The sequence below is a fragment of the Runella zeae DSM 19591 genome (genome assembly GCF_000423565.1).
Taxonomy (GTDB): Bacteria; Bacteroidota; Bacteroidia; order Cytophagales; family Spirosomataceae; genus Runella; species Runella zeae.
In genome coordinates, this window is the sequence record NZ_AUIF01000061.1 from 1 (window position 1) to 25112 (window position 25112).

The following is a 25112-nucleotide window of genomic DNA, read 5'->3' on the forward strand; positions in this document are numbered from 1 at the left end:
CATTGAAGCCATAACTGATAAAAAAAATACCTGCAAAAGTCAGCATCTCAAGCAGCAGGCAGATAGCCTTATGAAGTACTACCAACATAATCGATACCGAATGAAATACCATGAATATCGGGCTGTATTGGGAGTGGGGCTATTGAATCGGCCATTAGCACAGTGGTGCAGCAAAGGTGCAAGCTCGTAGGACAACGTTGGACTAAAGGACTAAGCGCGGTACTCAATATGCGTACCGTTTTTAAAAGTCAGAAAAGAGATAGCTTACGCAATGTAATCGCCCTAAAAATGGGCCTCAAACACGCCGCTTAAGCGACAATTTGGTTTGCGCCCGCACCTAACCTTCTACACTATTAAACAACAATACCAGACTCTTTTATAGATGTCTTACAATAACACAATAATAGCCGTTTGTATATTATTAGCATCAATAATAAATGTAAAACATTTTAATTTTCAAAAAAAAGACAAAAATCACTTTCTAAATAAAGTGCTATTTTATGGTTTCATACAACCTAATTACTATAAGAAAAATAAATTCATTTTTTTTCAAAAAAAATATACCACAATAAAAAATAAAATACCAAAAAAACAATTTGTATTCCACAAAAATAAACTATTAAAACAATATATTTTTTCATCAAAATACACAATTTAAATTTTACAAAAAATACAACTAAAAAAAGTTAAATTCAAAAAAAATATCAAATTATTGTACTATATTTTTAAATATTATTCAGCAACAAATTATACTTTTTTATTTATACATTTGCAACGCTTCATTATGTATAAAGTTCTCAAGCATAATAGAAGTCACAAAAAAATATCAATTTAAATCCATTTTTTTTATGAAAAAATTAACACTTACGGTAGGTAGCTTACTTTTTGCGATAGCTGCTTATTCTCAAAATGTATTTACCAACAATCAAACTTCTACAAGTGGAGGTTCAAACACGGTTACAACTATTTCACAAACTATTAGTGGAGGAGTCGGTAATACAGGCGAACTCAATCAAACCGCAGACGGTGATGGTTCTACGAACACAGCCGGAATTACCCAAACTAGCACTGGTGACCAAAATACAGCTAAAGTTACCCAGGTAGCTAAGGCTAGTGCTGACAATACTGCTACCATTGATCAAAATAGTGCTGGTGCTACAGCTACGATTGATCAAAATACGGATAGTGATGGTAGTAGCAACACTGCAACTATTACCCAAGCACCTACTAGCGGCCAGGGAACTACCGCTACACTCAATCAAAAATCACATACTGCTGGAGTAAATACTGGGACAATTACTCAAGAAGGAAATACAGAAACAGCCACTCTTAATCAAGATGCAACCCACAACGGTAGCAATACAGCTGAAATCACCCAAAAAGATGCTAATCTTGGCTCAACGGCTAGTGTAACACAAAATGCCACAGATTTTAGTAGCAACACGGCTACTGTACTTCAACAAGCTGATGCTCAAGGCAATGTACTGCTGACTCAAACTAGTACAGGTATGGGTTCTAGCAATATGGCCAACGTAACTCAAAATGGGGGAAGTTACCAAGCTTCAGCCAATATCACACAAGATGCAAAATCAGCTTCTTCTAACGAAGCTACTGTAGTCCAAAATGGCTGGTTTGAAACTGTGACTGTAAACCAAACAGCGGATGGGCAAGGATCTTCTAACAAAGCATTAGTGGACCAGAATACTCCTGGCGGAGCTAATAGTATGGCTTCTATTACCCAGAATGCAATCGGAGGAGGGGCCAACGAAGCTACAATTGCGCAAGCTTCTACCCATGGTTCTATGGCTACAATTAAGCAGGTAGCGGATATGGCAGGAGATCCTAATATCGCTTCTATTTCTCAAGCAAATGATGAGCATATGGCTTATATTAGCCAAATGGGTGTTGGAAATAAAGCTTCTATTTCTCAATTAGAAGGGCCTAGCCACGAAGCCACTATTAAACAGGAGGGAATGGGCAACAACGCTCAAATTGGCCAAGCTGGAATAAACCAAAGTGGAAAGGTTACTCAAACAGGCAATGAAAACTTTGCTTATCTTACACAACTTGCAGAAGGAAACATGGGCGAAATAACACAAACTGGTAATTCTAACTCTGCATCGCTTGAACAATTAGGTAGCTTCAACACCGCAACCTTTACGCAAAATGGTGACGGAAACTCTATATTCGCTACTCAAAACGGAGGCGGTAACTCTTTCACTAGCACTCAGACTGGTAATAACAACTCGTTTTCTATTACTCAGAATGGCAACTAGAAGCTAATTATTGTCCCAACATTAATTATCATCATAAACCTCCTTGCTATTTTGAGAATACCTAATATCTCAAAACAAGGAGGTTTTTCATAACTGTTTAAGGAGAGTTTTACAGAGGGTAACTTTAGCGGAAAGTTTCTGAATAAATTTTGCAGCCATATTAAATAAATTTCAGATCATAAAGATTGCAAAATATTGACTCAACATACTGACTATCAACCAATTATCAAATCAATAAAACTTGCAAAATAACTTATACTTTGAAATTTAGCCTTATTTTATTACATTCGACCGTTAAAATATTGGGCTACTTAAATCAAGTTCAGCATAACTTAAATTGTCACAGCTGTAATTACAGGAATTAAAATAAAAATTTAAAGCATATATTCTAAAAAATACGATTTCAATTTATTAACTAATTCTGTAAAATATCACTATGTGTTTTTACAATAGTAAACATTTTCTATATAAAGTAGTCGAAAGAATGTACTTATTCTGTAGATTAAAAAAACAAATACAAACTTATCATCTAATAAATACCTTATCTCAAGGTAATTTTTATACTAAATAAATAATATAGAGATTCTATAAATTCAATAGATGTAAAATTTAAATCATTACAAGCATGAATGAACAATATTATGATGAAACTTATTTTGAGTGGCAGAAAGAGATGGGGGCATTTGGAGGATGGGCTGATTTAATCAAATTTGAAGATTTCATTACTCCCGATATGAATGTAATTGATTTTGGATGTGGAGGTGGTTTCATACTTAATAACTTGAATTGTAAAAACAAAATTGGAATAGAAATTAATGATATAGCTAGAAACAATGCTATTAATTTGGGAATTAAAGCTTTTAAGTTTTCTGAAGACGTTCCTAATAATTGGGCAGATTGTATAATTTCAAATCATGCCCTTGAACATGTACCAGATCCTTTACATCAAATATTAATTCTTAAGTCAAAACTCAAATTAGGTGGCAAAATTATTTTTGTAGTTCCATGTGATACAATAAAATACAAGTTTAAACCTAACGATATCAATAATCATTTATATTCATGGAGCCCTATGAATTTGGGCAATTTATTTGTTGAAGCAGGATACGCAGTTATTGAATCAAAAACATATATTCATAAATGGCCTCCCTTCCATCAGCAAATTGCTCGAATTTTTGGAAAACACATATTTAATTTAATATGTCGAATCTATGGTAGAATAGAAACTTCTTGGTATCAAATAAGGATTATAGCAGAAAAAAAAACTAACTCATTTTTCTGGCATATTTAATTAATCTTTTGTTGTAAAAAATCTGTAATTTACTATGCGTCCACACTTTTCTAATGTATCAATTTTATACGCTGATTTTGGACCATATCATGTTGCAAGAATTGAAGCACTCAATAACACTTTACAACAAAAAGGGTATAAGCTACATGCTTATCAATTTGCTTCAGTTAGTGATACTTATTCATGGAATCCGGTTTACCCTACCGGTCTAACTGTTACTTCACTAGCTAAAACACAGCCCAAAACTATTTTAAAAACAATAAAAATTATACTTTCTTTTTATTGTTCGTTAAAAAGAGACAAAATTGGCATTATTTTTTTACCTAGTTATTCACCTCTTCCATATTTTTTATGTTTTTTAGCTGCAAAAATCTATGGATGCAAAATCATTTTGATGTGTGATTCTTGGGATAATACTGAAAAAGTAGGGTACTTACGTCGTAAAATAAAAGGGCAAATTATTCGATCGTTTGATGCTGCTTTAGTAGCAGGTACCCCCCATATTAGATACATAACTAAATATGGTATTGCGCCTCACAAAATTTTTTTAACAAGCAATGTTATAGACGTTATGTATTTTAATAGAGAAGCTAGTAAGTGGAGAAATTCTATTAAAAACTCTATTCTAGAGCTCAGCTTACCAAAAAAATATTTTCTTAATTTAGGGAGATTTGTTGAAAAAAAAAACCTAGGTTTTCTTATAGATTCATACGCCCTATTTGTTAATGACCATCCCTCTACTGATGTATCTCTTGTTCTGGTTGGAGAAGGTACTGAAAAAAATAAGCTCAAGGAATTAGCAACTAGTTTAGGAATCCCTGTCCGTGAGGGTCTTGAGTCTGTTAACCCTTCTACAGCCAAAGCAGAAATTGTATTTTTCCCTTTTCAACAAATAAATACTACACCTTTATTTTTTGCTAGGTGTGAAGCATTTATACTCCCAAGTCTACAAGAAGAATGGGGGTTAGTAGTTAATGAAGCAATGTCGTGTGAAGTACCAGTCATTGTCTCATCCTATGTTGGATGTGTGGAAGATCTGGTCATTGACGAACAAACGGGTTTTATTTTTGACCCTCAAAATAAAAGAAGTCTAGCTGATATTATGCAAAAGTTTGCAAACGATTCTAGCCTCTCCAGTAAAATTGGCAAAAAAGCATTCAGCCATATACAACAATGGTCTCCTGAACGGTTTGCCCAAGGTGCTCTAGCTGCCATTCAAGTTACTAATACAACACATAATTAGAATTTTATAACATTATCAATTTTCATCAGTAAACTCTTGTATTGTTCCTTAGACAAAAAAATGCTAAAACGAAAAGTTATTTTTATTGGTTTGTTTTCTCCTCCAATTACAGGCCAATCAATTATTACTGAACAAATTTACGATGACTTCATTAACAAAAGAGTTCAAATTATTAAACTCGCGTTCCCTTACGAGTCATATGCAAAAAACATTATCCATAAATTTCGAAAAACTATATCATATATTTTATTCATTATCAAATGTATGTATAAAAGTGCATTTGGCTACAAAATCATTTATTTAAGCGGTGCAAGAAGCCAATTAGGTGCGTTAAGAAATATACCGATTATTCTGTGGTCAAAGTGTGTTTTTAATCATAAGGTAATCCTTCATTTCCATTGTGGTGAGTATATTGATTTTTATAAAAACCAACCTAGCATAATCCAAAACATCCTCCGTTTTTCATTTAAATATACTGACAAAATAATCATCTTAGGTGAAAGTCTACGTCCTCTTTTCGATATTCCAGGTATCCCTCCTCAAAAATTAGTAGCAATACCTTGCGGTATCCCACTTTCTTTTTCGCCGCCACGGGCTATCAACACAAATCAGTCAACAATTCGGCTACTATATTTATCCAATCTTATTGAGAGTAAAGGGTATTTCGATGTTTTAAAAGCAGTATCAATATTACACAAAGATTATAAGCTAAATGTGAGGTGTGATTTCTGCGGAACCTTCTTCGCACATAGTGATGACCAAAATACTAGTAATGAAAAGCAAGCCTATAGCCTTTTTGAGAATTATATTAACGAACATCAATTAAAAGAATTTGTATTTTATCACGGTCCTGTAATGGGAGAAAAAAAACAAAATTTTCTTCAACAAGCCGATTTTTTTTTACTTCCCACTAATTATAATAGTGAAGGACAACCCGTTTCTATCTTAGAAGCAATGTCGTGTGGATCGATAGTAATATCTACATCTTACCGAGCGATACCAGACATGGTCATTGACAACGAAACGGGTATCTTAGTACCTTATAATAAACCTACGGCTATCGCACACCGCATCGCAGAGCTTATCCAAAACCCTACCGAATATGCCCGTTTGAGTAAAAATGCGTTAAATCATGTGCAAAACTTCTCTATAGATAAGTTTAATAGCAGAATCGAAAAGCTTTTCAAAGAAGTCGATGTTATGCCCTAGGATTCATTGATTCAATTAGCTCTTGATACTTCCCAACAGAAATAAGTAAATCAAAATGCTGTAGAAAAGCCTTATAACCATTTTCGCCCATTTGTTGAATTCTCTCTTTGTTTTTGAGAAGCTCTAGCAAAAAATCACTTAGTGATTGATGATTATTCTTTGAATAAAGTACTCCGCAATCGTACTGACGGATAGTATCCGCAATTTCAGAGTCTTCCCTTAGTAAGCCTATGATAGGTGACTTACTCGCCATAATTCCGTAGGATTTGCTAGGAACGGAATAGCCCGTAAACTCATCTTCCAAGCAGACAAAGGAAAAAGTAGCTGCCGATAGGGTTTGAGGTAATACTTCAAAAGGTTGATAAGGTAGTACTATGATATTGTTTAGTTCGTGTGTTTTCACAAACTGCTCTACTATCTTCTTCTTATTACCTCCACCCACAAACATAAATACAATCTCTCGTTCTGCTTTGAGCTCTAGTGCTGCTTCTAAGATAGGTTCTATATTGTGAGTTCTGCCCATGGTTCCAGAATATTGTAATACAATTTTGTCTTGTAAGTGATACTGCTTTAGAAAACTGTTTTTTTCTTTCTCAACAGGTTGTATCTCTCGCGAATCAGCCCAATTGTGAATCAACGCGATACGCTCCCACAAATGAGGCTTTAATTTTTCCATTACAATCTTTCGCATGTCCTCTCCAATCACAACTAGCCTACTTGCATGATTGTAAATTAACTTCGTAAACCATGACCAAACCTTAGCAGTCACAGAGGAAGGTTTTAAAACATCTAGCAAAATAGCTATTTCGGGGTATATATCGTATACTATAAGAATATATGGTATATAAAAAAAACGCTTTAGTATATACGCAATCAAACCAATGAATGGAGGATTAGTAGAGATGATTATTAAATCAAAAGATTTTCTATGACTCAGGCTAAACCAAAAAGCCTTAAGAAAATAAGAAATCGAAAAAAGTAACCGCTGAAAAATGGAGCCGTGCTGCTTGCCTAAGTTAGAAACCCTATAGATTTTTACATTTTTATACCTTTCTTGGGTAGGAAGCAATTGCTCCTGAACAAATTCCTCTTTCGAAGGATATGTACAAAATACCGTTATTTTGTTCTGCTTAAACTCAGCTAGATTAGTAAATAATTCAGTCATGTGCAACCCAGTTGAAACCATTTCTGGGTAGAAGTGCTGGCACAGAACCAAGATTCTTTGTTGCCTCATGAAAACTTCTGTGTTTAGTTTTACAACGAAATTGGCTTGAGGCTTTCGACCTGACTATTTATCCATTCATAAGTTTTTTCTACTCCTACTTTAAGCGGTAGAGAAGGAGCCCATTGAAGAGATTTTTTTATAAGAGTATTATCTGAATTTCTACCTCTTACTCCCTGAGGTCCTTTTACATTATTGATTGACAAATTTTTACCCGAAATCCCAATCACCAGCTTTGCAAAGTCATTGAGTGATATCATTTCTTCGGAACCAATGTTAAAAGGACCCGTTTCGTTAGATTCCATAAGTCTTAATACACCGTCTAAGCACTCATCAATATACAAAAAGGATCTTGTTTGAAGACCATCACCCCAAATTTCAATAGCGCCCCCATCTTCAGCTTCTGCTACTTTACGGCAAACTGCTGCTGGTGCTTTTTCTCTACCTCCACGCCAAGTTCCTTGAGGACCAAAAATATTATGAAATCTGGCAACTCGAACTTCCATTCCATAATTACGCCCATATGATAAGTACAGACGCTCACTAAAAAGCTTTTCCCACCCATATTCACTATCTGGTGCAGCAGGATACGCCGACTCCTCCGAACACTTAGGATTATCAGGATCAAGCTGATTGTATTCAGGATAAATGCAAGCCGAAGAAGAATAGAATATCTTTTTTACCCCTGCAAGTCTACTTGCTTCTAAAGTATTCAAATTGCAAAGGGCGGAGTTGTGCATCACTACTGCATCGTGGTCTCCCGTAAAAATGTAACCCGCCCCTCCCATATCGGCAGCCAATTGATATACTTCATCAATGCCTTTCACAATCTCTCTTTCACATATTTTGGGGTCCCTCAAATCCCCAATTACAAACTCATCTGCTACGGTTTCTTCAAACTCATTGTACTTTACATCTATACCTTTCACCCAATAACCAAGCGATTTTAATCTTTTTACCAAGTGGCCGCCAATAAATCCTCCGGCTCCACACACAATTGCTTTTTTCATTCCTTTGTTGTTTTGTAAAACGTCATATCAATAGCGTGCAAATGTAATTTTAAAAAAATGAAATGCAAAAACCGCTTCTTCAAAAAGTGGTGATGCCCCAAACTCTTACTAATCAATCTTTTTAAAACTTATCAAACGGTCATTTTGGGGCTTGTTTTTACCAAAAAAGCCCCCTACTTTTATAGCAGCTTACTGCTTTATTTATATTAATATGTATTTATATGCTATTCAAGTATATATATATACCGTTTAGCAAAATTGAATGCATAAGAGTAATACCATCAGGAAATCTGTATGAACAAATTTACTAAAGATCATTTTTCAATAGCCACTGACGACGATTTCTTAAAAGAGAATGAAGAAGTTTCTGTTCTGGTATCTTACGTTAACAAGCTAATACCTCAGCCAGCTGAAGCATACGAACCTCTCTATATTTTCTGCCCTCCTAAAAGTATTGTTTTAATTGATAAAGTGCTAAGTGAATACTCCTTGCACCCTGTCTTTAATAATTGCAGTAGAATCTTCAGAAAGGATGAAACCATCACCTACTACAATGCAGCTTATTTAAATGATGAAAGTCGGGAGTTTTTGCTAAAAAACATTGAAAATGGAGTAGAAGTAATGCCTCTAGTTGATTTCTTGGAAAACAAAAATCGTTTTACTGAAGTGAGTCTACTCAATGGAGACTATTTCCTAACAAAGGAAGACTTCTCTGTGCTACGTAATAAAACCAAAATAGCTACCAAACGTATCTTTGATATCATTTACACACTCATTTTGTTAGTGGTATTTGCTCCTGTCATGATACTTACTGCAATTGCAATCAAACTAGAGTCAAAAGGGCCTATTTTTTATCGTCAAAGGCGGGTTGGTCTTTATAACATTGAATTTGAAGTCATCAAGTTCAGATCAATGGCTACTAATGCCGAAGCCAATGGAGCTCAATGGGCTTCCAAAAACGACCCCCGAGTAACCAAGGTCGGAAAGTTTATTCGCAAAACTCGTATCGACGAAATGCCTCAACTATTTAATATATTGAAAGGCGAAATGTCACTGATTGGCCCTCGTCCTGAGCGGCAAGTCTTTATTGACATGCTCAAGACTGCTATTCCTTACTACGAATTTAGACATGTAATCAAGCCTGGTCTTACTGGATGGGCTCAAGTAAAATACCCTTATGGTGCTTCCATAGAAGATGGTATGTGGAAACACAAGTACGATATGTATTATATCAAACATCAATCATTTTGGTTTGATTTTAAAATAATATTACAGACTGTCAAAGTAGTGTTTTCTGGATTAGGTAGATAAAACCATGCCTATAAAACCTATATTGCTCCCCTACTTATCAGTCATTTTATTGTGCGCTGTGCATACTCCTATAAAGGTTAATGCTCAATTTTTAACAATTGCTAGGCCTCATTATCATATTGATGTTAAAGCTACCTTATCACCTCACCGAACTCCCTTTTGGCTATATACTAACACTTCGGGCATCGTCTCAACCCATGCACCTAATGCCTTAGCTGGAGTATCACTATCATCAGCTTCCAGCGACTCACTCTCCCCAAACTGGCAAAAAGTTCGAATAGATTATGGACTCGAATCTTACCTAAGCTCTCCCTCTACCCGGCCACTTTTAATCGAAGGATATGGTTCAATTAAGTATGGCGTCTTTGGCATAATAACTGGGAAAAAACGCGAGACAATTGGTCTTACAGGTGATACATTACTTACTTCAGGCTCCATTTCTATGTCTGGAAATACGCAGCCCATTCCTCAAATAAAAATTACCAGTGATTTTATTGTTCCCTTTACCAATGAGTTTGTTTCGGTCAAGACATGCTTCTCCTATGGCTGGCTTGGCCCCAGAGCTGTCGGCTATGGAGGACAAGGAGTGACGTCTGTCAATGGTTTTTTTCATCAAAAAAACATATATGTTACGATAGGTTCCTCTCGCTCTCACTTTCAAGGTATTATGGGATTTAACCATCAAGTACAATGGGGAGGCGAAAATCAAATATGGCCCAATGGACTCAATCCCAATGCCGCTTGGTGGGGCGTAGTTTTTGGAAAATCTTGGATGGGTAGCCGAGTAGGAAACCATCTAGGCACCATAGATTTCGGCTTTAGGTGGAAGCTTCCCCATGGAAAATTATTTTTTTATCGCCAAAATATATACGAAGACGGCTCTCTTTATTCATTCTTAAACATTGGCGATGGGTTAAATGGAGTGGTGTATCGTCCTATTCAAAAATCAGAAAGATTATTTTCACTCACAAGCTTACTTTTTGAATTTTTAAACACCACTAGTCAAGGAGGAGACATTTTTAATTTAAGTACGGGGGTTTTTGGCAAAGACAATTATTTTAATCATTATATTTATACAGAGGGGTGGTCATATAAAGGGCAGACAATAGGAACGCCATTCATTACTCCCCAAGAAAACTTAGACAGTAGATGGCCACTAGTAAAGAATTCATTCTCTAACAATAATCGCGTCAAATTACTTCATTTAGGAGCTAGGGGCCACTATTTAGACTGGCATTGGTTCCTAAAAACCTCATTCAGTATCAATTATGGACTTTATGATTACCCATTGATAGGTAATCCTAAACAATTTTCGAGCATTTTACAAGTTCAAAAATCCCTCTCTTGGCTAGGAGGTATTGAATGGAGCACTGCCCTAGGCATAGATGCTGGTAGACTCTACAAATCTTCATTAGCGATACAGTTAGGCCTTCGGAAACGAGGATTTTTTTAATATTTTTGTTTTTCTAATACATATCCAATTCTTTAATTGAATCATCAAATTATTTAAGTGCACTACTCTACATCGAAAAATCATTCAAGGTTTGGCTATTATTGTGTTATCATATTTTTAGGCTTAAAAATAGTTCACGCACAAGATAGCACCGCTAAGCATTCCATCAAAGGTGAAGTAAAAGCCAACGCATTCATTTCTAGTGCTCAGACACCCTTCTGGCTAAAAGCCAATCAAATGAGTGTCGTACCCACTCGTTCGGCAGCGTCGTTAGAAGGCTATATAGGATATGAGACCATTTTATCAAAAAAAACGACTCATTGGAAAGTTTTTGGCGAAGCAAGAATAGTTGGAAACTTGGGAAACTCTACCAAATTGTTCATTCCCGTAGTAAATGCAGGAATACATTTTAAAAAACTCGCTCTATATGTGGGTCGCAAACAAGAACAATTTGGTCTTTCGGATACTACATTAGGAACAGGCTCTTATAGCTGGTCAGGCAATGCACTCCCCATGCCTAAAATTCAACTTGAGACGATTGGCTATATCCCTCTAAAATTCACTAAAAATCTCTTTGCCCTCAAAGGGAATTACGCTCATGGCTGGTTTGGCAGTAGCCAATATGCTTACAACTACTATCTTCATCAAAAATCGCTCTATATTAGGATAGGACGTGAAAATTGGGCAGTCAAGCTATATGGAGGTTTCAACCATCAAGTTCAGTGGGGCGGTAAAACTAATATTGATATAGCTACAGTAGTAAATCGAAAACTACCCAGCTCTTTTGGAGATTATGTTTATGCAGTTACTGGTTGGGGGGCTCTTATTGGAGATGTTAAAGGAGTGAACGCTTTTGACTCGCTCAATAGGGTCGGCAATCATTTAGGGACAATTGATATAGGCATTACTTTTGACTTGAAAAAATATGAATTGAGCCTCTATCGCCAAAATATCTATGAAGACGGCTCTCTTTACTATCTTACCAATATTGCGGACGGGTTAAATGGATTAGTTTTTAGAAATTTGTTTCCTAGTAAGGAGAAAGGGAAAGTTAACTTTGAACGTTTGGTGTTTGAGTTTTTATACACTTTAAGTCAAGGGGATGCTGCAGGTGTATCAACTGTTACCATTGGTAACGATAACTACTTCAACCATCAACAGTACTACGATGGATGGTCTTACAAAGGGACAATTATTGGAACTCCCTTTTTTACCAATGCCAAAGACACTAAAAATACTGACCCTCAAAATGGTTATGAAATTGCCAACAACAACCGTGTCAGGGTATATCATCTTGGCTTACAAGGAAATATTGGAGAAAATATCCAGTTTTTGAGCAAACTATCGCTAAGTCATAATTATGGCACCTACAATTTTCCCTACGCCCAAGTTCCCAAACAATTTTCTGCTCTACTCCAATTTACAGGCACGATAAAGCGTTGGCAAGGCATCTACTGGAATGCGGCTTTTGCCATAGACAATGGTCAACTCTATCATAATTCAATCGGTACGCGAATTGGAATCAGTAAGAGATGGTAAAAATAAAAAAACAATAGTCGGATATGTTGCGGCACAAAGATCAACTAGGTAATATTATCCAACTCCGCTTTCTTCCTCAGCGCATCATATCTTTGGTGCCTTCTCAGACAGAATTATTGTTCGATCTTGGACTTGATACCCAAATAGTAGGCATTACAAAGTTTTGCACTCGCCCAGCTTCTAAAATCATTGACAAAATAAAAGTAGGAGGTACCAAAAATTTTGACATTGAACTCATCAAATCTTTAAAACCAGATTTAATCATTGGTAATAAAGAAGAAAACGAACAAGCAGGTATCACGCATCTCCAACAACTTTTTCCGGTTTGGATGTCAGATATTTATAATCTTTCCGACGCTCTAGTCATGATCAATAGTATTGGAGAAATAGTCGAAAAAAAACACCTCGCTAATACCTTAGTTCAACAAATTCTCCAATCATTTGAGAATCTCATCCCTTATTCATCAAAAAAAGCAGCCTATTTTATATGGCGAAAACCATATATGGTGGCAGCTAGTGATACTTTTATTGATGATATGATGCAAAAAGCGGGCTTCCAAAATGTTTTTGGGGAATTGAAACGTTATCCTGAAATCACCGCCCATGACCTCTTGCAAACTCAGCCAGAAGTCATTTTTCTGTCTTCAGAGCCTTATCCTTTCCAAGAAAAACACATTTCCGAAATCCAAACCCTCTGCCCTCAAGCTCAAATTTTGCTGGTAGATGGCGAGATGTTTAGCTGGTATGGGAGTAGATTAAAGTATTCAGCCACTTACTTTTCAAGCCTCCCTTTAAAGGGGTAAAATTTTTCATTTACGGTTTTTGTACAAATCCTTCTAATTTAGTTAGTATCATTGTGGCAAAAGAGTTTCTCTTTTAAAGTTTGCCTTATCCTTGATTTTATAAAACCTAACCATTTTTTAACCTCAAACCCTGATTAACCTCATGTTACTTCTCTATGTATTGCTAGGTATATTAGCACTAGTGATTTTGGTTGCTTATTTTCATTTAGATACGTTTATTTCGTTTGTGATTGTGAGTATCGGGCTAGGGCTCAGTTGTGGCATGAACGTGGCGGCCATAAGCCAATCTCTCGAAAAAGGAATCGGAAGCACTTTAGGCTCGCTAGTGATTATCATTGGGTTTGGGTCAATGCTTGGAAAATTGGTAGCAGATAGTGGAGCTGCCCAGCGAATTACCACTACTTTAATGAATATTTTTGGTATCAAATATCTTCCTTGGGGATTGGCATTAGCGGGGTTCATCATAGGGCTACCCTTATTTTATAATGCAGGTTTTGTGATTGTGATTCCCTTGATTTTTACCATAGCGGCCTCTACAGGTTTGCCGATGTTGTACGTAGCGATTCCGATGTTGTCGGCACTTTCGGTAGCTCATGGATACCTTCCTCCTCACCCCTCTCCTACTGCTATTGCTACTCAATTCAACGCCAATGTAGGCCAAACCCTTTTTTATGGCATCCTAGTGGCGATTCCAGCTATTATTTTAGCAGGGCCTATCTTTGGAAAAACACTCAAAAAATACAACCCCAAACCAGATATTACCCTTTTTCAGACCAAACAATTTACCGAAGCCGAAATGCCCTCTTTGGGAGTGAGCCTAAGTGTGGCGTTGTTGCCTTTGATATTACTAACACTCATGCCTTGGATCAAAGGACACTTTGAAGAAGGCTCTACCCTCCATACAGTTTTTGCCTTTTTGGGCGACCCATCTATATCGATGCTTATTTCGGTGTTGGTAGCTATTTATTTTTTAGGAATTAAAAGAGGACGTAGCACCAAAAATGTAATGAAATCGCTCGAAGAAGCATTCAAAAGCGTTTCGGTCATTTTGCTTATCGTAGCAGGAGCGGGAGGGTTTAAACAAATTCTCACCGATGGAGGAGTCAGTAAGTATATAGGTGAATTATTAGCAGGGGTTGATATTTCTCCTCTCGTATTGGGTTGGGCGATTGCGGGCGTCATCCGTGTATGTGTTGGGTCCGCTACAGTAGCAGGATTGACAGCCGTGGGTATCATCGCCCCGTTGGTTCAAAGCCAAGGCGTAAAACCAGAACTGATGGTGTTGGCGATTGGCTCAGGGAGTTTGATTTGCTCTCATCTCAACGACGGCGGCTTTTGGCTCTTCAAAGAATATTTTAATCTCTCCATCAAAGATACCCTCAAAACTTGGACCGTGATGGAAACTATCGTTTCTATTGTGGGACTCATTGGTGTTTTGATTCTGGATCAATTTGTATAAAATCAAAAATATCAGGAAAGGGCAATAAGTAACATTGCCTTTTCCTCCATGTCATCCTCGTTCCTGACTATTACTTCCTGAGAATACTCTTCACCCAATTAATCAGGTTTTTCTTTACACGAGAAGCTTTTTTTTATACTTTTGCCTAAAATTTAAAATTAGTCCAAATAAGATTTATATTCCCACTTATTTTCTAGTATATTATGAAAAAAATCTTTTTGACGGCTCTTTTGTCTTACACATTAGTCGGAAATGCCCAACAACAGACCAATACCCTATTAAGTGCCGAATTTTGGAGAAGTAAGCCTGATTTAGCAGCGGTGAAGGCTGAAATTGTAAAAGGCAATAGCCCCTCTCAGTTTAATCCAGCCTCTTTTGACCCTGTGACCCTCGCTATCAACAACCGGGCGTCCAACGATGTTATTAAGTTCTTAATTGAGCAAGAAGGCAATAATGTCAACAAAAAAACCCACGATAGTCGTATTTATCTTCATTGGGCTGCTTCTAGTGGTAATGCTGAAATTGTGGAATATCTGCTCACTAAAGGAGCAAATATCAACGATCAAGACAGCCGTGGCAATACGCCTGCTACCTTTGCCGCCGGTGGCAACAAAAACCCCCAAGTCTATGAGGCTCTTTTTAAGGCAGGTATCAAACCCAAACAACGCTATGACAATGGAGCCACCTTGCTAATGCTAGCCGTAGGAGCAGATACAGACTTGACTTTGACCGATTTTTTTGTGTCCAAAGGTTTATCTTTAAAAGACAAAGATGATTTTGGCCGTACAGTTGCTGATTATGCCGCCCGTTCTGCCAATCAGCAACTCATCGATAAATTGATAAGCAAAGGTATCAAACCTACTAGCAATGCCCTATTTTTTGCGGCTCAAGGTTCAAGACAAGGTTCTGCGGGAATAGAGACTTACAAGTATTTGGTCGAGACATTAAAACTTGACCCTAAGTTCATTAATAATGAAGGCGCAACAATTCTGCATTCTTTGGTACGTCGTCCCAACAAAGAAATTATTGATTATTTCTTAAGCAAAGGTGTAGATGTCAATAAAGCTGATAATGAAGGTAATACGGCTTTGATTTTAGCTTCGGGAGGCAGAGATATTCAGATTGTTCAAGCCATATTGCCTCAAGTTAAAAATATAAATGCGGTAAATGAAAAAGGAGAATCAGCTCTTGCCCAAGCGGTTGTGAATGGCTCAGCCGAAACTGTCTCTCTTCTTCTCAAAAATGGTGCTGATGTTAAAGTAGTTAGCAAAGACGGCAACAATTTGGCTTATTACTGGTTTGAATCATTCAGAGAAAGAGGCCCGCAAGGCGCAGGCCCGGGAGCTCGTCCAGGTGGGCCGCAAGGTGGTGCCTCTGGTGGATTTAATCCTAATGCTGATTTTGACGCAAAACTAGAACTACTAAAAAATAATGGTTTAGATGTAGCTGCGCCGCAGAAAAATGGCAACACGCTCTTTCACTTAGCCGTAGCCAAAGAAAGCCTAAAATTGATTCAGAAAGCTTCAGAACTCGGAGTCAATATCAATGCTCAAGATAAAGAAGGAATGACACCTTTGCACAAAGCAGCTCTTATCGCCAAAGACGACAAAGTCCTCAAGGCATTGATTGCATTAGGTGCAAAAAAAGACCTAAAAACTGAGCTAGACGAAACCGCTTTTGATTTGGCTAAAGAAAATGGTTTCTTATCAAAAAATAAAGTAGGATTGGATTTTCTTAAATAACTAAACCAATCTCTCAACCGACCTTTCCAAGGGTTGGAAATTTTCAACAAAGTACCTGAATATCAACACCATTAATAATTAATCACTCGGGCAATCTCGCGTGCGCAAACACTTAGTAAGAAAACAAACCTAATGAATACTTCTTTGAAACTTCTGACATTATTGTTGTTTACGGTCTTCATCTCAACAAACTCTTTCGCCCAGTCAAGCAAATATAAATGCCTAGTACAGATGAATAGCTACGAAGGCGAAGAGGCTTATGTGGTTATTTCGTTGATAAATCCCCAAGGAGCTTACGAAAAAACGCTTTATGTACTAGGGCCTGACAAACAATGGTATAAAACCCTCAAAGATTGGCACAAATTCCAAACCAAAAGTAAAGAAAAACTAAGTGCTATTACGGGCGCTTCGGTATCAGGAGGAGACCGAGCGATGAAAACCATTGAAATAGAAGATAGTAAAATAGACAAAGGATACAAGCTCCGCTTTGAGTCGGCGGTAGAAGACCAAAAATACCACACAACCGACGCTGAAATCCCTCTGACCACTACCGCCCTCGCCGAACGTGCCGTAGGAAATGGCTATATCCGCTTTGTCAAACTTAGTAAAGTACAATAATTAGCGATGACATTATCCATTTGGAGGTATGCCCACTTAACGTTAGCTATTGTTTCGTCCCTGTTTTTGTTGATTCTCTCTATGACGGGGGTCATCTTAGCCATCGATGCCGTCAACGAAAAAATTCCTGCATACCGAGTAGACAATTTTAATTCTATAAACCTTGCGCAAGCCCTACCCGCTTTGCGTAAGGTTTATCCCGAAATCACCGAGCTATCGGTTGATCATAACCAGTTTGTAATCCTAGATGCGACCGACGAAGAAGGCAAAAACATAAAGGCCTATATCGACCCTCTCAATGGAAAGATTTTGGGGCCAATAAAACCCAAAAGCGCCTTTATTCAGTGGAATCTCGCCTTGCACCGCTCTTTGTTTTTGCACGAAGCGGGGCGGATTATCATTGGTATTACGTCTTTTTTACTCCTACTAATCAGCCTGAGCGGTATCATACTCATTGCCAAGCGGCAGCAAGGAATACGCCATTTTTTTGCCAAAATCAACCGTGATTTTTTTGCGCAGTATTTTCACGTGGCAGGTGGACGACTGCTACTGATTCCTATCTTAGCACTGGCCCTTACGGGTACTCATTTGTTTTTGGTTCGTATCGAAATCATCAAACAAACGGAGCAAAAAATCAAACAGGCTCCATCCACAGAGGAGTTACCCCAAAAAAAACTCAGTGAATTTTCTATTTTTCAACAAACAAAATTAGCCGAAGTCTCAAAAATTGAGTTTCCATTTATGGAAGACGACCCCGAGGAGTTTTTTGTGTTGAAACTAAAAGATCGGGAAATTTCGGTCAACCAACTCACCGGTGCTATTGTAGAAGAGACGCGTTATCCCTTCACCGTGATACTCGAAAAATTGAGTCTCGACATTCACACCGGGAGAACCAATGCGCTGTGGGCCATTATTTTGGGATTTGCTTCTTTAAACATCCTTGCCTTTATTTATACAGGGTTTGTGATTACGTTTAAGCGCACTCGCACCAAAATCAAAAATAAGTTCAATCCCCAAAACGCCGAAATCGTCCTTCTGGTGGGTTCAGAAAATGGCAGTACGTTGTTTTTTGCCCATCAGATTCATCAGCAATTGTTAGCCGCAGGCAAGCGGTCTTACCTTACGGAGATGAACAAATTTGGCCACTACCCTAGCCTTCAGCATCTTTTGGTGTTTACCTCTACTTATGGACTAGGCACCGCCCCCACCAATGCCACTCATTTTGAGGAACTTCTGCACTCATTTCCACCCTCGCAAGCCGTACAGTTTGCCGTGGTAGGTTTTGGCTCCAAAGCTTATCCAGATTTTTGTGCCTATGCAAACCACGTTGATCAGCTACTTCAACAACAAAGCTGGGCGTCGCGTTATTTGGATTTGTTTACGGTCAATGACAAATCGGTCGATGATTTTGTGAAGTGGGTTCATGCCTGGAGCGAAAAATCCCTCATCGCACTCGCCACCGCCCCTGCACTTTACAGTACCAAAATCACTGGTTTGAAAAAACTGAAAGTGGTGGAAAAAACCCTAGTGAGTGAAACCAACTCCACCTTCAAAATGGTGCTGAAGCCCGAATCTAAAACCGCGTTTCAGTCGGGTGATTTATTGGCTATTTATCCCGCCAACGACAACCGTGAACGTTTTTATTCTATCGCTCAAAACAACGATACTATCCAACTCATCGTTAAGTTACATCCCCACGGCTTGGGTTCGGGCTATCTTTATGAGCTTGCTCCCCATCAGACCCTTCAAGCTCGCATTATCAGCAATTCAAGTTTTCATTTTCCCGAAAAAGCCACCAAAGTAGCTATGATTGCAAATGGTACGGGTATCGCTCCTTTTTTGGGGATGATTATGAGCAACCACACCCATACACCTATTCATTTGTACGCAGGTTTTCGGCAAAAAAATGAACAAACTACTCAATACCAGCAGTTTGCAAAAGAACAAATAACCAAAAAGCATCTCAAAACTTTTGAAATAGCGTATTCGCGCGAGGCTACGCCTCAGTATGTAATGGACCTGATTCGACGAGATTGTCAATTTTTCACGGATTTACTGGAAAACCACGGCGTCATCATGATTTGCGGCTCACTTGCCATGCACAAAGACGTAGAAATAGTACTAGACCAACTTTGTTTTGAAAAAAACAATAAGAATATCAGCCACTACATTGCCCAAAATCAAATCTTAACGGACTGCTATTAGGATGAATAGACAAAGTACCCCCAAAATAGTCAGCCTGTCATTGCTCCTGCTGACTATTTTTAGTTTGAGCGGCTCTTGTGTTTGGGCACAAGTCTTACTCAAACGCAATGTCGTTTTGATGGGTTCTCGATTTGATATTACCATTGTAGAAAAAGATACCCTCCTCGCACAGCAGCGTATCAACCAAGTAATAGCCGAAGTAACCCGCATCGAAAATTTGATTTCGGAATGGAAACCCGAAACTCAAATTTCGCAAGTCAATCAAAATGCCGGCATCAAGCCCGTCAAAGTAGATCGCGAAGTATTTGAACTTACCCGCCGAGGTATTGCGTTTTCTAAGCTATCGGGTGGCGCTTTTGACATCAGTATCGCGGCCCTTGATCGGCTCTGGAAATTTGACGGAAGCATGACCGAAATGCCCCCCGAAGAGGCTATCAAAAACTCCATTAAGCATGTGGGGTACCAGCACATCCTGTTAGACAGCCTCCACTCCACTATCTATCTTCCCATTCAAGGCATGAAAATAGGCTTTGGCTCGATTGGAAAGGGCTATGCTGCCGACAAAGGCCGCGAGCTTATGCAGTCGTGGGGCGTAGCAGGCGGAATCGTCAATGCCTCCGGCGACCTTGCTACCTGGGGTACACAACCCAACCAAAAAGCTTGGCTCATCGGCATCAACAATCCCTTTGAATCGGGCAAAATCGTCCGCACTTTCAAGCTACGGCAGGGGGCTGCGGCGACTTCGGGTAGTTATGAAAAATACGCTGAAATCAACAACGTCCGCTATTCGCATATCATCAATCCCAAGACGGGCTATCCCGCTACGGGTTTGGTGAGTGCTACTATCATAGGCGCTTCTGCCGAATTTGCCAACGGCCTTAGCACCTCTGTCATGGTACTTGGCGAAAAAGAAGGCCTCCTATTCTTAAAACAATTTCCTCTCTACCGCTACGTCCTCATCACCGACCAAGGAAAAATCATAAAAAGCAAATAGGCCAATCCCAACCAACAACAATGAAAGTAACATCGGCGATGTTACCCTAAAAACGCTATGCCTGTTTGGTCTGCCCCCACTTTGAGGAAAATTTGCGTGCTAACCTATAAAATCATTAAGTACCTTTGGTATATTTGGGGTATAGGCGCAAGGGTTGCGTGTATATTTTGTTGAACAAAATTGAGGTGGGGCCAGCAGTAGGCCGTTTGGAGAGCAAGTAGCCGGTTTTTGGCTAACTTCGCGGTGTGGCTTTCAAGCGAGGCGACGTTAGCCAAAAACCATGAGAAAAAGGCTTCTCAAATCTTAGATTTGCAAAATATTTTTCTCATTCCGGCTTTAAAGAGCTTAAGGCCTCTTTTCCTACACCTCAACTTCGTACAACAGGGAATAGCCAAAATTCCCTTATATTTCGACCTAATCGGTCTTTATTTCAGGGAACTTCGGCTATTCCCTCAGCGGTTGGTGGCAATTTTATGACAACTCAGACAAATAGAAAATGATAGACAAACTTGTACAACATATCAATGATAGAATTGATAACAAACTTACCGAAAGCGACATTAGCTTGCTTTCTGAGGTTTTTCATTTAAAGAAGTTGCGTAAACATCAATACTTAATACAGAGTGGAGATGTTTGCAAAATTGCAGCCTTTGTGGTGAAAGGTGCTCTAAAAAAATATACTGTAGATGAAACTGGTAAAGAGAATATTTTAGAGTTATTTATCGAAAATTGGTGGGCAGGAGATAAAGAGAGTTTTATGATTGGTACACCTACTCCTTATTACATTGATGCTTACGAAGACACAGAATTACTAATAATTAACAAATCGGATTTTATTGAAAAAATTGGAAAATTATCATTTATTTCAGAGTTAAACTATATTCTTACTGAGCGGCAGTCATTCCAACTTATGAAAAGACTTCACTCATCACAAACACTTACCGCAGAACAAAAGCTGGAGCAATTACAAAATACTTATCCTGAGTTTTTTCAACGATTTCCACAGCATATCATTGCCTCGTATTTAGGAATGACCAAAGAAACGCTGAGCCGAATCAGGGCTAATGCTTTGAAGAAATAGGGAAATAGAACCAATATTCTAAAACGTTGACTTACATCAACGTTTTTTTTTGTTTTACCTCATCGTTTTGGGTGACCAAAACCCCTCAACTTTGCAGTGTAAATTTTAAAAAAACACTTATCATTATCATTATTATGAAAAAAGTATTTTTCCCGGCATTAATCGCCTTAGTAATTTCAACCTCTGCGTTTACTGTAATTAATAACACTACGCTTTGGAAAGTTAAGGAGGACACTTATTCAGTAAAGTTTACCAGCAAGGCTTTTGACGGTACATTCAAAGGACTTGAAAGTGATTTGCAATTCGATGAGAATAACCTCGGAGCTTCAAAATTAACGGCCAGCATCAATGCAAACTCTATTAACACCGGCAACGGAATGCGAAATGGTCATGCCAAAAAGGGTTTAGATGCCGCCAATTTCAAGACGGTGAAGTTTGTGTCAACATCTATCGCTAAAACTGCCGCTGGATACGAAGCTACTGGCAATCTGACTATCAAGGATGTAACCAAGGCTATCAAAATCCCTTTCACATTTAACCAAAATGCAGATGGTGGAGTATTTGCAGGTACATTTTCGGTGAAACCTACCGACTATAATGTGACACGAAAAGGCACACCTGAAGTACTTAATTTTCAACTAAGCGTTCCAGTTACAAAATGACCTGGAAACAAACCTTTACGATGGGGATAGTAGGTAGCCTGCTATCTTCATTGGCAAGTATCATCTATTTGAACATCTACTCCGAAGCATTCGTTGTGGATTTCAGTAAAATTGCTGGTACATCCAATATTATTGCTTCGTGTACGATTGGGGGTTTGCTCTTAGCATTGGGCTATAAATTTGCCATACAGTGGAAAGGCAAAAAGACAATCGGATGGTTAAATGTCGCCTTTAGTATCCTTAGTTTTGCTTCCATAGTTGGGGTTTTGGGGTTCAATTTACCATTAGATACCGAATCGCCCGAATTATTTCCAGGCATGGTTATTCCTATGCATTTTTTCCCAGTTTTATCAATTTTAACAATTTTCCCATTTTTTAATTTAAACTACAATGAAGGCAAATAAAATTTTAAACATCGGCTTATGGGTAGCACAAGGGCTACTTGCGTTAACATTCATTTGGGCAGCGTACACCAAATTATTTCAACCTTTAGAAGAAGCTGCCAAAATGTTGCCATGGGCAAAAGAAAACCCAGGCTTAGTAAAGTTAACGGGAGTTTTTGAACTATTAGGTGCATTGGGCTTAATATTACCTGCTGCTTTGAGGATTCAACCAAAACTCACGGTATTTGCCGCTTATGGTGCAATGGTATTGATGGTTTCAGCCGCCATATTTCATATTTCAAGAGGCGAGGCATCGCTTATAGGAATGAATATTTTCTTTTTTGTGCTTGCTGCATTTATAGCTTGGGGTAGAACTACCAAAGCACCAATCCTTTCGAAAAATTAATACTATGGAAAGGAAGCAATTTCTTAAAAGTATGCTTGGTACTTCAAAACTCTTAATATCTATGGATAGTATTTCTACCTTTGCGAATGCACTAATGCTTCAAAACCAAGATACCCAAAGTGTATCAAATCCAGATGAAATAGCCTCTTTTGGGGCTGTTCATCTGAACAATACCTCCATCGAAAAAGCCACACAATTTTGGACTGGGGTAATAGGAATGAAGTTAAGAAAAAAAACAGATATTGAAGCGGAATTTGGCACTGAAAACAAAACATTAGTTGTAGTGCATAAAACAGCAACAGCCTCTTTTCAGGAGGGTTACAGTGGTTTGTATCATTTTGCAATCCATTTGCCCAATAAGCAAGAGTTTGCAAAGGCCATTTATCGCTTAAAACAGCAGAGATATTACTTTTCGCCAATAGACCACACTATGACCCAGTCACTTTACCTGAATGATTATGACAACGTGATGGTAGAGTTGGCGTTAGAAACTCCAGAAAGGTTTAAAAGGGTAATTACTGAGGGTGGTCTTTTTATGGAAGATGTAAACGGTACAATAAGGGGGGCATCTGCACCGCTAGATATTGATAAGATATTGAAAAGCCTTGCAGACGTAGATTTGTCAAAAATTATGAGCGATGATGCAAAGATTGGGCATATCCATTTTTATGCAAATAATGTTGCCAATAACAACGAATTCTACAAGAAATTAGGTTTTGTTCAATCCAACTATTTTCCAAATTACAAATTTGCCGACCTTGGAGCTGGTTCATCATACACACATCGAATAGCAATGAATTCTTGGCATGGAAATAACAGACCATTGGCACCTGTAGGCAATGCTGGATTAAATCATTATCAGATTGTTTTTAACACAGCCAAACAACTCAATAAAGTACTTGGAAGCATTAACAATGTAGTTGAAGAAGGTGGTAGTTTTTGGGTATCTGACCCCACTGGCGTAAAAATAAAGCTATCGCACTCATAAAAAGGAATAATACTCTTTAAATAGAAATAAAATCATGAAAAACAATAGCTTTATTTACTTGCTATTACCGTTGATTTTCTTCGTTTGGTCGTGCGAAGAAACAGTTGAAACAACAACTCCTATTCAGCCAAAACATTTAGTGACTGTTTCATTAGTAAAGGAATACTCAAGGGCTGATTTTCTCAATACATTAGGGCAAAATGCTCAATTTATCTCGGCATTGGTTAGAGGTGGCGTAAGACAGTATAAAATTGTCTATAAAACTAAAAATACAGAGGGCACTGATATACTCGCATCTGGAGCTATGACTGTTCCAGTGGGAATTACTGACAAAGTGCCGCTTTTGAGCTACCAGCACGGAACTATTTTTAATGACAGAGATGCCCCTTCGTATTTTTCCGAAACCGGAGGAGAGGGACAGACTGCCACACTGATTGCATCGATGGGGTATATTGTTTCGGCACCCGACTATATTGGCTATGGCGAGACTAAGAATATTCCTCATACTTATGAGCAGCGTGAAGGTTTGGCAACCGCCAGTTTGGATATGCTCAGAGCAGTAAAAGAAGCGATTGCACAAGAAAAACTCAACTGGAACGAAAGTACTTACATTGCTGGATATTCAGAAGGAGGTTTTGCCAGCATGTCATTATTAAAAAAATTGGAAGAAACTGCGGCAAGCGAATTTACCGTCAAAGCTGCCAGTTGTGGTGCAGGTGCATATAATAAAACGTTGAGTTTTAAGACTATGGTAAATACTCCAACAAGCGGAATTGCCACACACAATGCCTCGTATATATGGGTATTACTCACGTATGATAATATATATAAACTCAATCGACCTATTTCGGCTTATTTTGTGGAACCTCATGCGTCACAAATCGAAAAAGAGAGACAAAACGCACGCATAACTGGCAATTTGGGAGATTTGCTCAATCCAACATTTAAAAAAGGAATTTCAGACGGCACAGATACGGCTTTATTGGCAGCAGTAGCTGATAATGATGTGTTTGATTGGAAACCAAAAACTACTTTAAGGCTGTATCATGGCGATAAAGACGACTATGTGCCATATTTCAACTCACAAACGGCTGTTGATGCCATGAAAAAAAGAGGGGTTGATGTTGAACTCAAAACGATAGTAGGTGGCGACCATGCTACTTCTATCAGCGAATTTCTTTTGGGTTCTTTGCAGTTTTTTCAAGAAAAAAGATAGA

At 38.2% G+C, this 25112-nt stretch carries 22 protein-coding genes; 20 read left to right on the forward strand and 2 right to left on the reverse strand.

Annotation, left to right across the window (positions count from 1 at the left end; genetic code table 11):
- The 5 genes from G563_RS38455 to G563_RS0116325 all read left to right on the forward strand — a co-directional run.
- The coding region (locus G563_RS38455) for a hypothetical protein (protein WP_037327191.1) at positions 1-190 on the forward strand (190 nt) is incomplete at its 5' end.
- 658 nt (positions 191-848) lie between these two features.
- On the forward strand, positions 849-2276 hold the full coding sequence (locus G563_RS0116310) for a hypothetical protein (RefSeq protein ID WP_028666255.1): 1428 nt from the start codon (positions 849-851) through the stop codon (positions 2274-2276).
- 625 nt (positions 2277-2901) lie between these two features.
- Positions 2902-3567: a class I SAM-dependent methyltransferase gene (locus G563_RS37075; RefSeq protein ID WP_028666256.1), complete on the forward strand. Its 666-nt coding sequence runs from the start codon at positions 2902-2904 to the stop codon at positions 3565-3567.
- 34 nt (positions 3568-3601) lie between these two features.
- Complete coding sequence (locus tag G563_RS0116320; RefSeq protein ID WP_028666257.1) at positions 3602-4810, forward strand: glycosyltransferase family 4 protein; 1209 nt, start codon at positions 3602-3604, stop codon at positions 4808-4810.
- Positions 4811-4870: 60 nt separating this feature from the next.
- Entirely contained in the window at positions 4871-6019 is a 1149-nt protein-coding gene (locus G563_RS0116325; protein WP_028666258.1) for a glycosyltransferase family 4 protein, read from the forward strand.
- Here G563_RS0116325 and G563_RS0116330 read toward each other — a convergent pair.
- Both G563_RS0116330 and G563_RS0116335 read right to left on the reverse strand, forming a co-directional pair.
- On the reverse strand, positions 6009-7253 hold the full coding sequence (locus G563_RS0116330; protein WP_028666259.1) for a glycosyltransferase family 4 protein: 1245 nt from the start codon (positions 7251-7253) through the stop codon (positions 6009-6011). The genes G563_RS0116325 and G563_RS0116330 overlap by 11 nt on opposite strands.
- A 20-nt stretch (positions 7254-7273) precedes the next feature.
- Entirely contained in the window at positions 7274-8251 is a 978-nt protein-coding gene (locus G563_RS0116335; RefSeq protein ID WP_028666260.1) for an NAD-dependent epimerase/dehydratase family protein, read from the reverse strand.
- 294 nt (positions 8252-8545) lie between these two features.
- Here G563_RS0116335 and G563_RS0116340 point away from each other — a divergent pair, with 294 nt between their 5' ends.
- From G563_RS0116340 to G563_RS0116415, 15 genes are all read left to right on the forward strand, one after another.
- On the forward strand, positions 8546-9562 hold the full coding sequence (locus G563_RS0116340; RefSeq protein WP_028666261.1) for a sugar transferase: 1017 nt from the start codon (positions 8546-8548) through the stop codon (positions 9560-9562).
- Between the two features lie 4 nt (positions 9563-9566).
- Positions 9567-11015 carry a capsule assembly Wzi family protein gene (locus G563_RS34995; protein WP_084650886.1) on the forward strand — a complete coding sequence of 483 codons (1449 nt, stop codon included), beginning with the start codon at positions 9567-9569 and terminating at the stop codon, positions 11013-11015.
- A gap of 237 nt (positions 11016-11252) precedes the next feature.
- Entirely contained in the window at positions 11253-12554 is a 1302-nt protein-coding gene (locus tag G563_RS0116350; protein WP_157585387.1) for a capsule assembly Wzi family protein, read from the forward strand.
- Between the two features lie 23 nt (positions 12555-12577).
- A complete protein-coding gene (locus G563_RS0116355) occupies positions 12578-13357 on the forward strand; it encodes a helical backbone metal receptor (protein WP_028666263.1) in 780 nt (259 codons plus the stop codon).
- A 142-nt stretch (positions 13358-13499) separates the two neighbouring features.
- Complete coding sequence (locus G563_RS0116360) at positions 13500-14816, forward strand: gluconate:H+ symporter (RefSeq protein ID WP_028666264.1); 1317 nt, start codon at positions 13500-13502, stop codon at positions 14814-14816.
- A gap of 203 nt (positions 14817-15019) precedes the next feature.
- Complete coding sequence (locus G563_RS0116365) at positions 15020-16558, forward strand: ankyrin repeat domain-containing protein (protein WP_028666265.1); 1539 nt, start codon at positions 15020-15022, stop codon at positions 16556-16558.
- Between the two features lie 132 nt (positions 16559-16690).
- Positions 16691-17176, forward strand: a complete 486-nt coding sequence (locus G563_RS0116370) for a DUF2271 domain-containing protein (RefSeq protein WP_028666266.1) — start codon at positions 16691-16693, stop codon at positions 17174-17176.
- Positions 17177-17182: 6 nt separating this feature from the next.
- A complete protein-coding gene (locus G563_RS0116375) occupies positions 17183-19381 on the forward strand; it encodes a PepSY domain-containing protein (protein ID WP_028666267.1) in 2199 nt (732 codons plus the stop codon).
- 1 nt (position 19382) lies between these two features.
- Positions 19383-20375, forward strand: coding sequence for an FAD:protein FMN transferase (locus G563_RS0116380; RefSeq protein WP_037327194.1), 993 nt, complete (start codon positions 19383-19385; stop codon positions 20373-20375).
- Between the two features lie 496 nt (positions 20376-20871).
- The gene (locus G563_RS0116390; protein WP_028666270.1) at positions 20872-21456 is read left to right on the forward strand and encodes a Crp/Fnr family transcriptional regulator; all 585 of its coding nucleotides are present in this window, start codon (positions 20872-20874) and stop codon (positions 21454-21456) included.
- 134 nt (positions 21457-21590) lie between these two features.
- Positions 21591-22118: a YceI family protein gene (locus tag G563_RS0116395; RefSeq protein WP_028666271.1), complete on the forward strand. Its 528-nt coding sequence runs from the start codon at positions 21591-21593 to the stop codon at positions 22116-22118.
- Entirely contained in the window at positions 22115-22522 is a 408-nt protein-coding gene (locus tag G563_RS0116400; protein WP_028666272.1) for a hypothetical protein, read from the forward strand. The genes G563_RS0116395 and G563_RS0116400 overlap by 4 nt, the downstream gene beginning before the upstream one ends.
- On the forward strand, positions 22509-22907 hold the full coding sequence (locus G563_RS0116405) for a DoxX family protein (protein WP_028666273.1): 399 nt from the start codon (positions 22509-22511) through the stop codon (positions 22905-22907). The genes G563_RS0116400 and G563_RS0116405 overlap by 14 nt, the downstream gene beginning before the upstream one ends.
- A gap of 61 nt (positions 22908-22968) precedes the next feature.
- Positions 22969-23895, forward strand: a complete 927-nt coding sequence (locus G563_RS0116410) for a VOC family protein (RefSeq protein ID WP_169579768.1) — start codon at positions 22969-22971, stop codon at positions 23893-23895.
- A 34-nt stretch (positions 23896-23929) separates the two neighbouring features.
- A complete protein-coding gene (locus tag G563_RS0116415) occupies positions 23930-25111 on the forward strand; it encodes an alpha/beta hydrolase family protein (protein WP_028666275.1) in 1182 nt (393 codons plus the stop codon).
- The last annotated feature ends 1 nt before the right edge of the window (position 25112 follow it).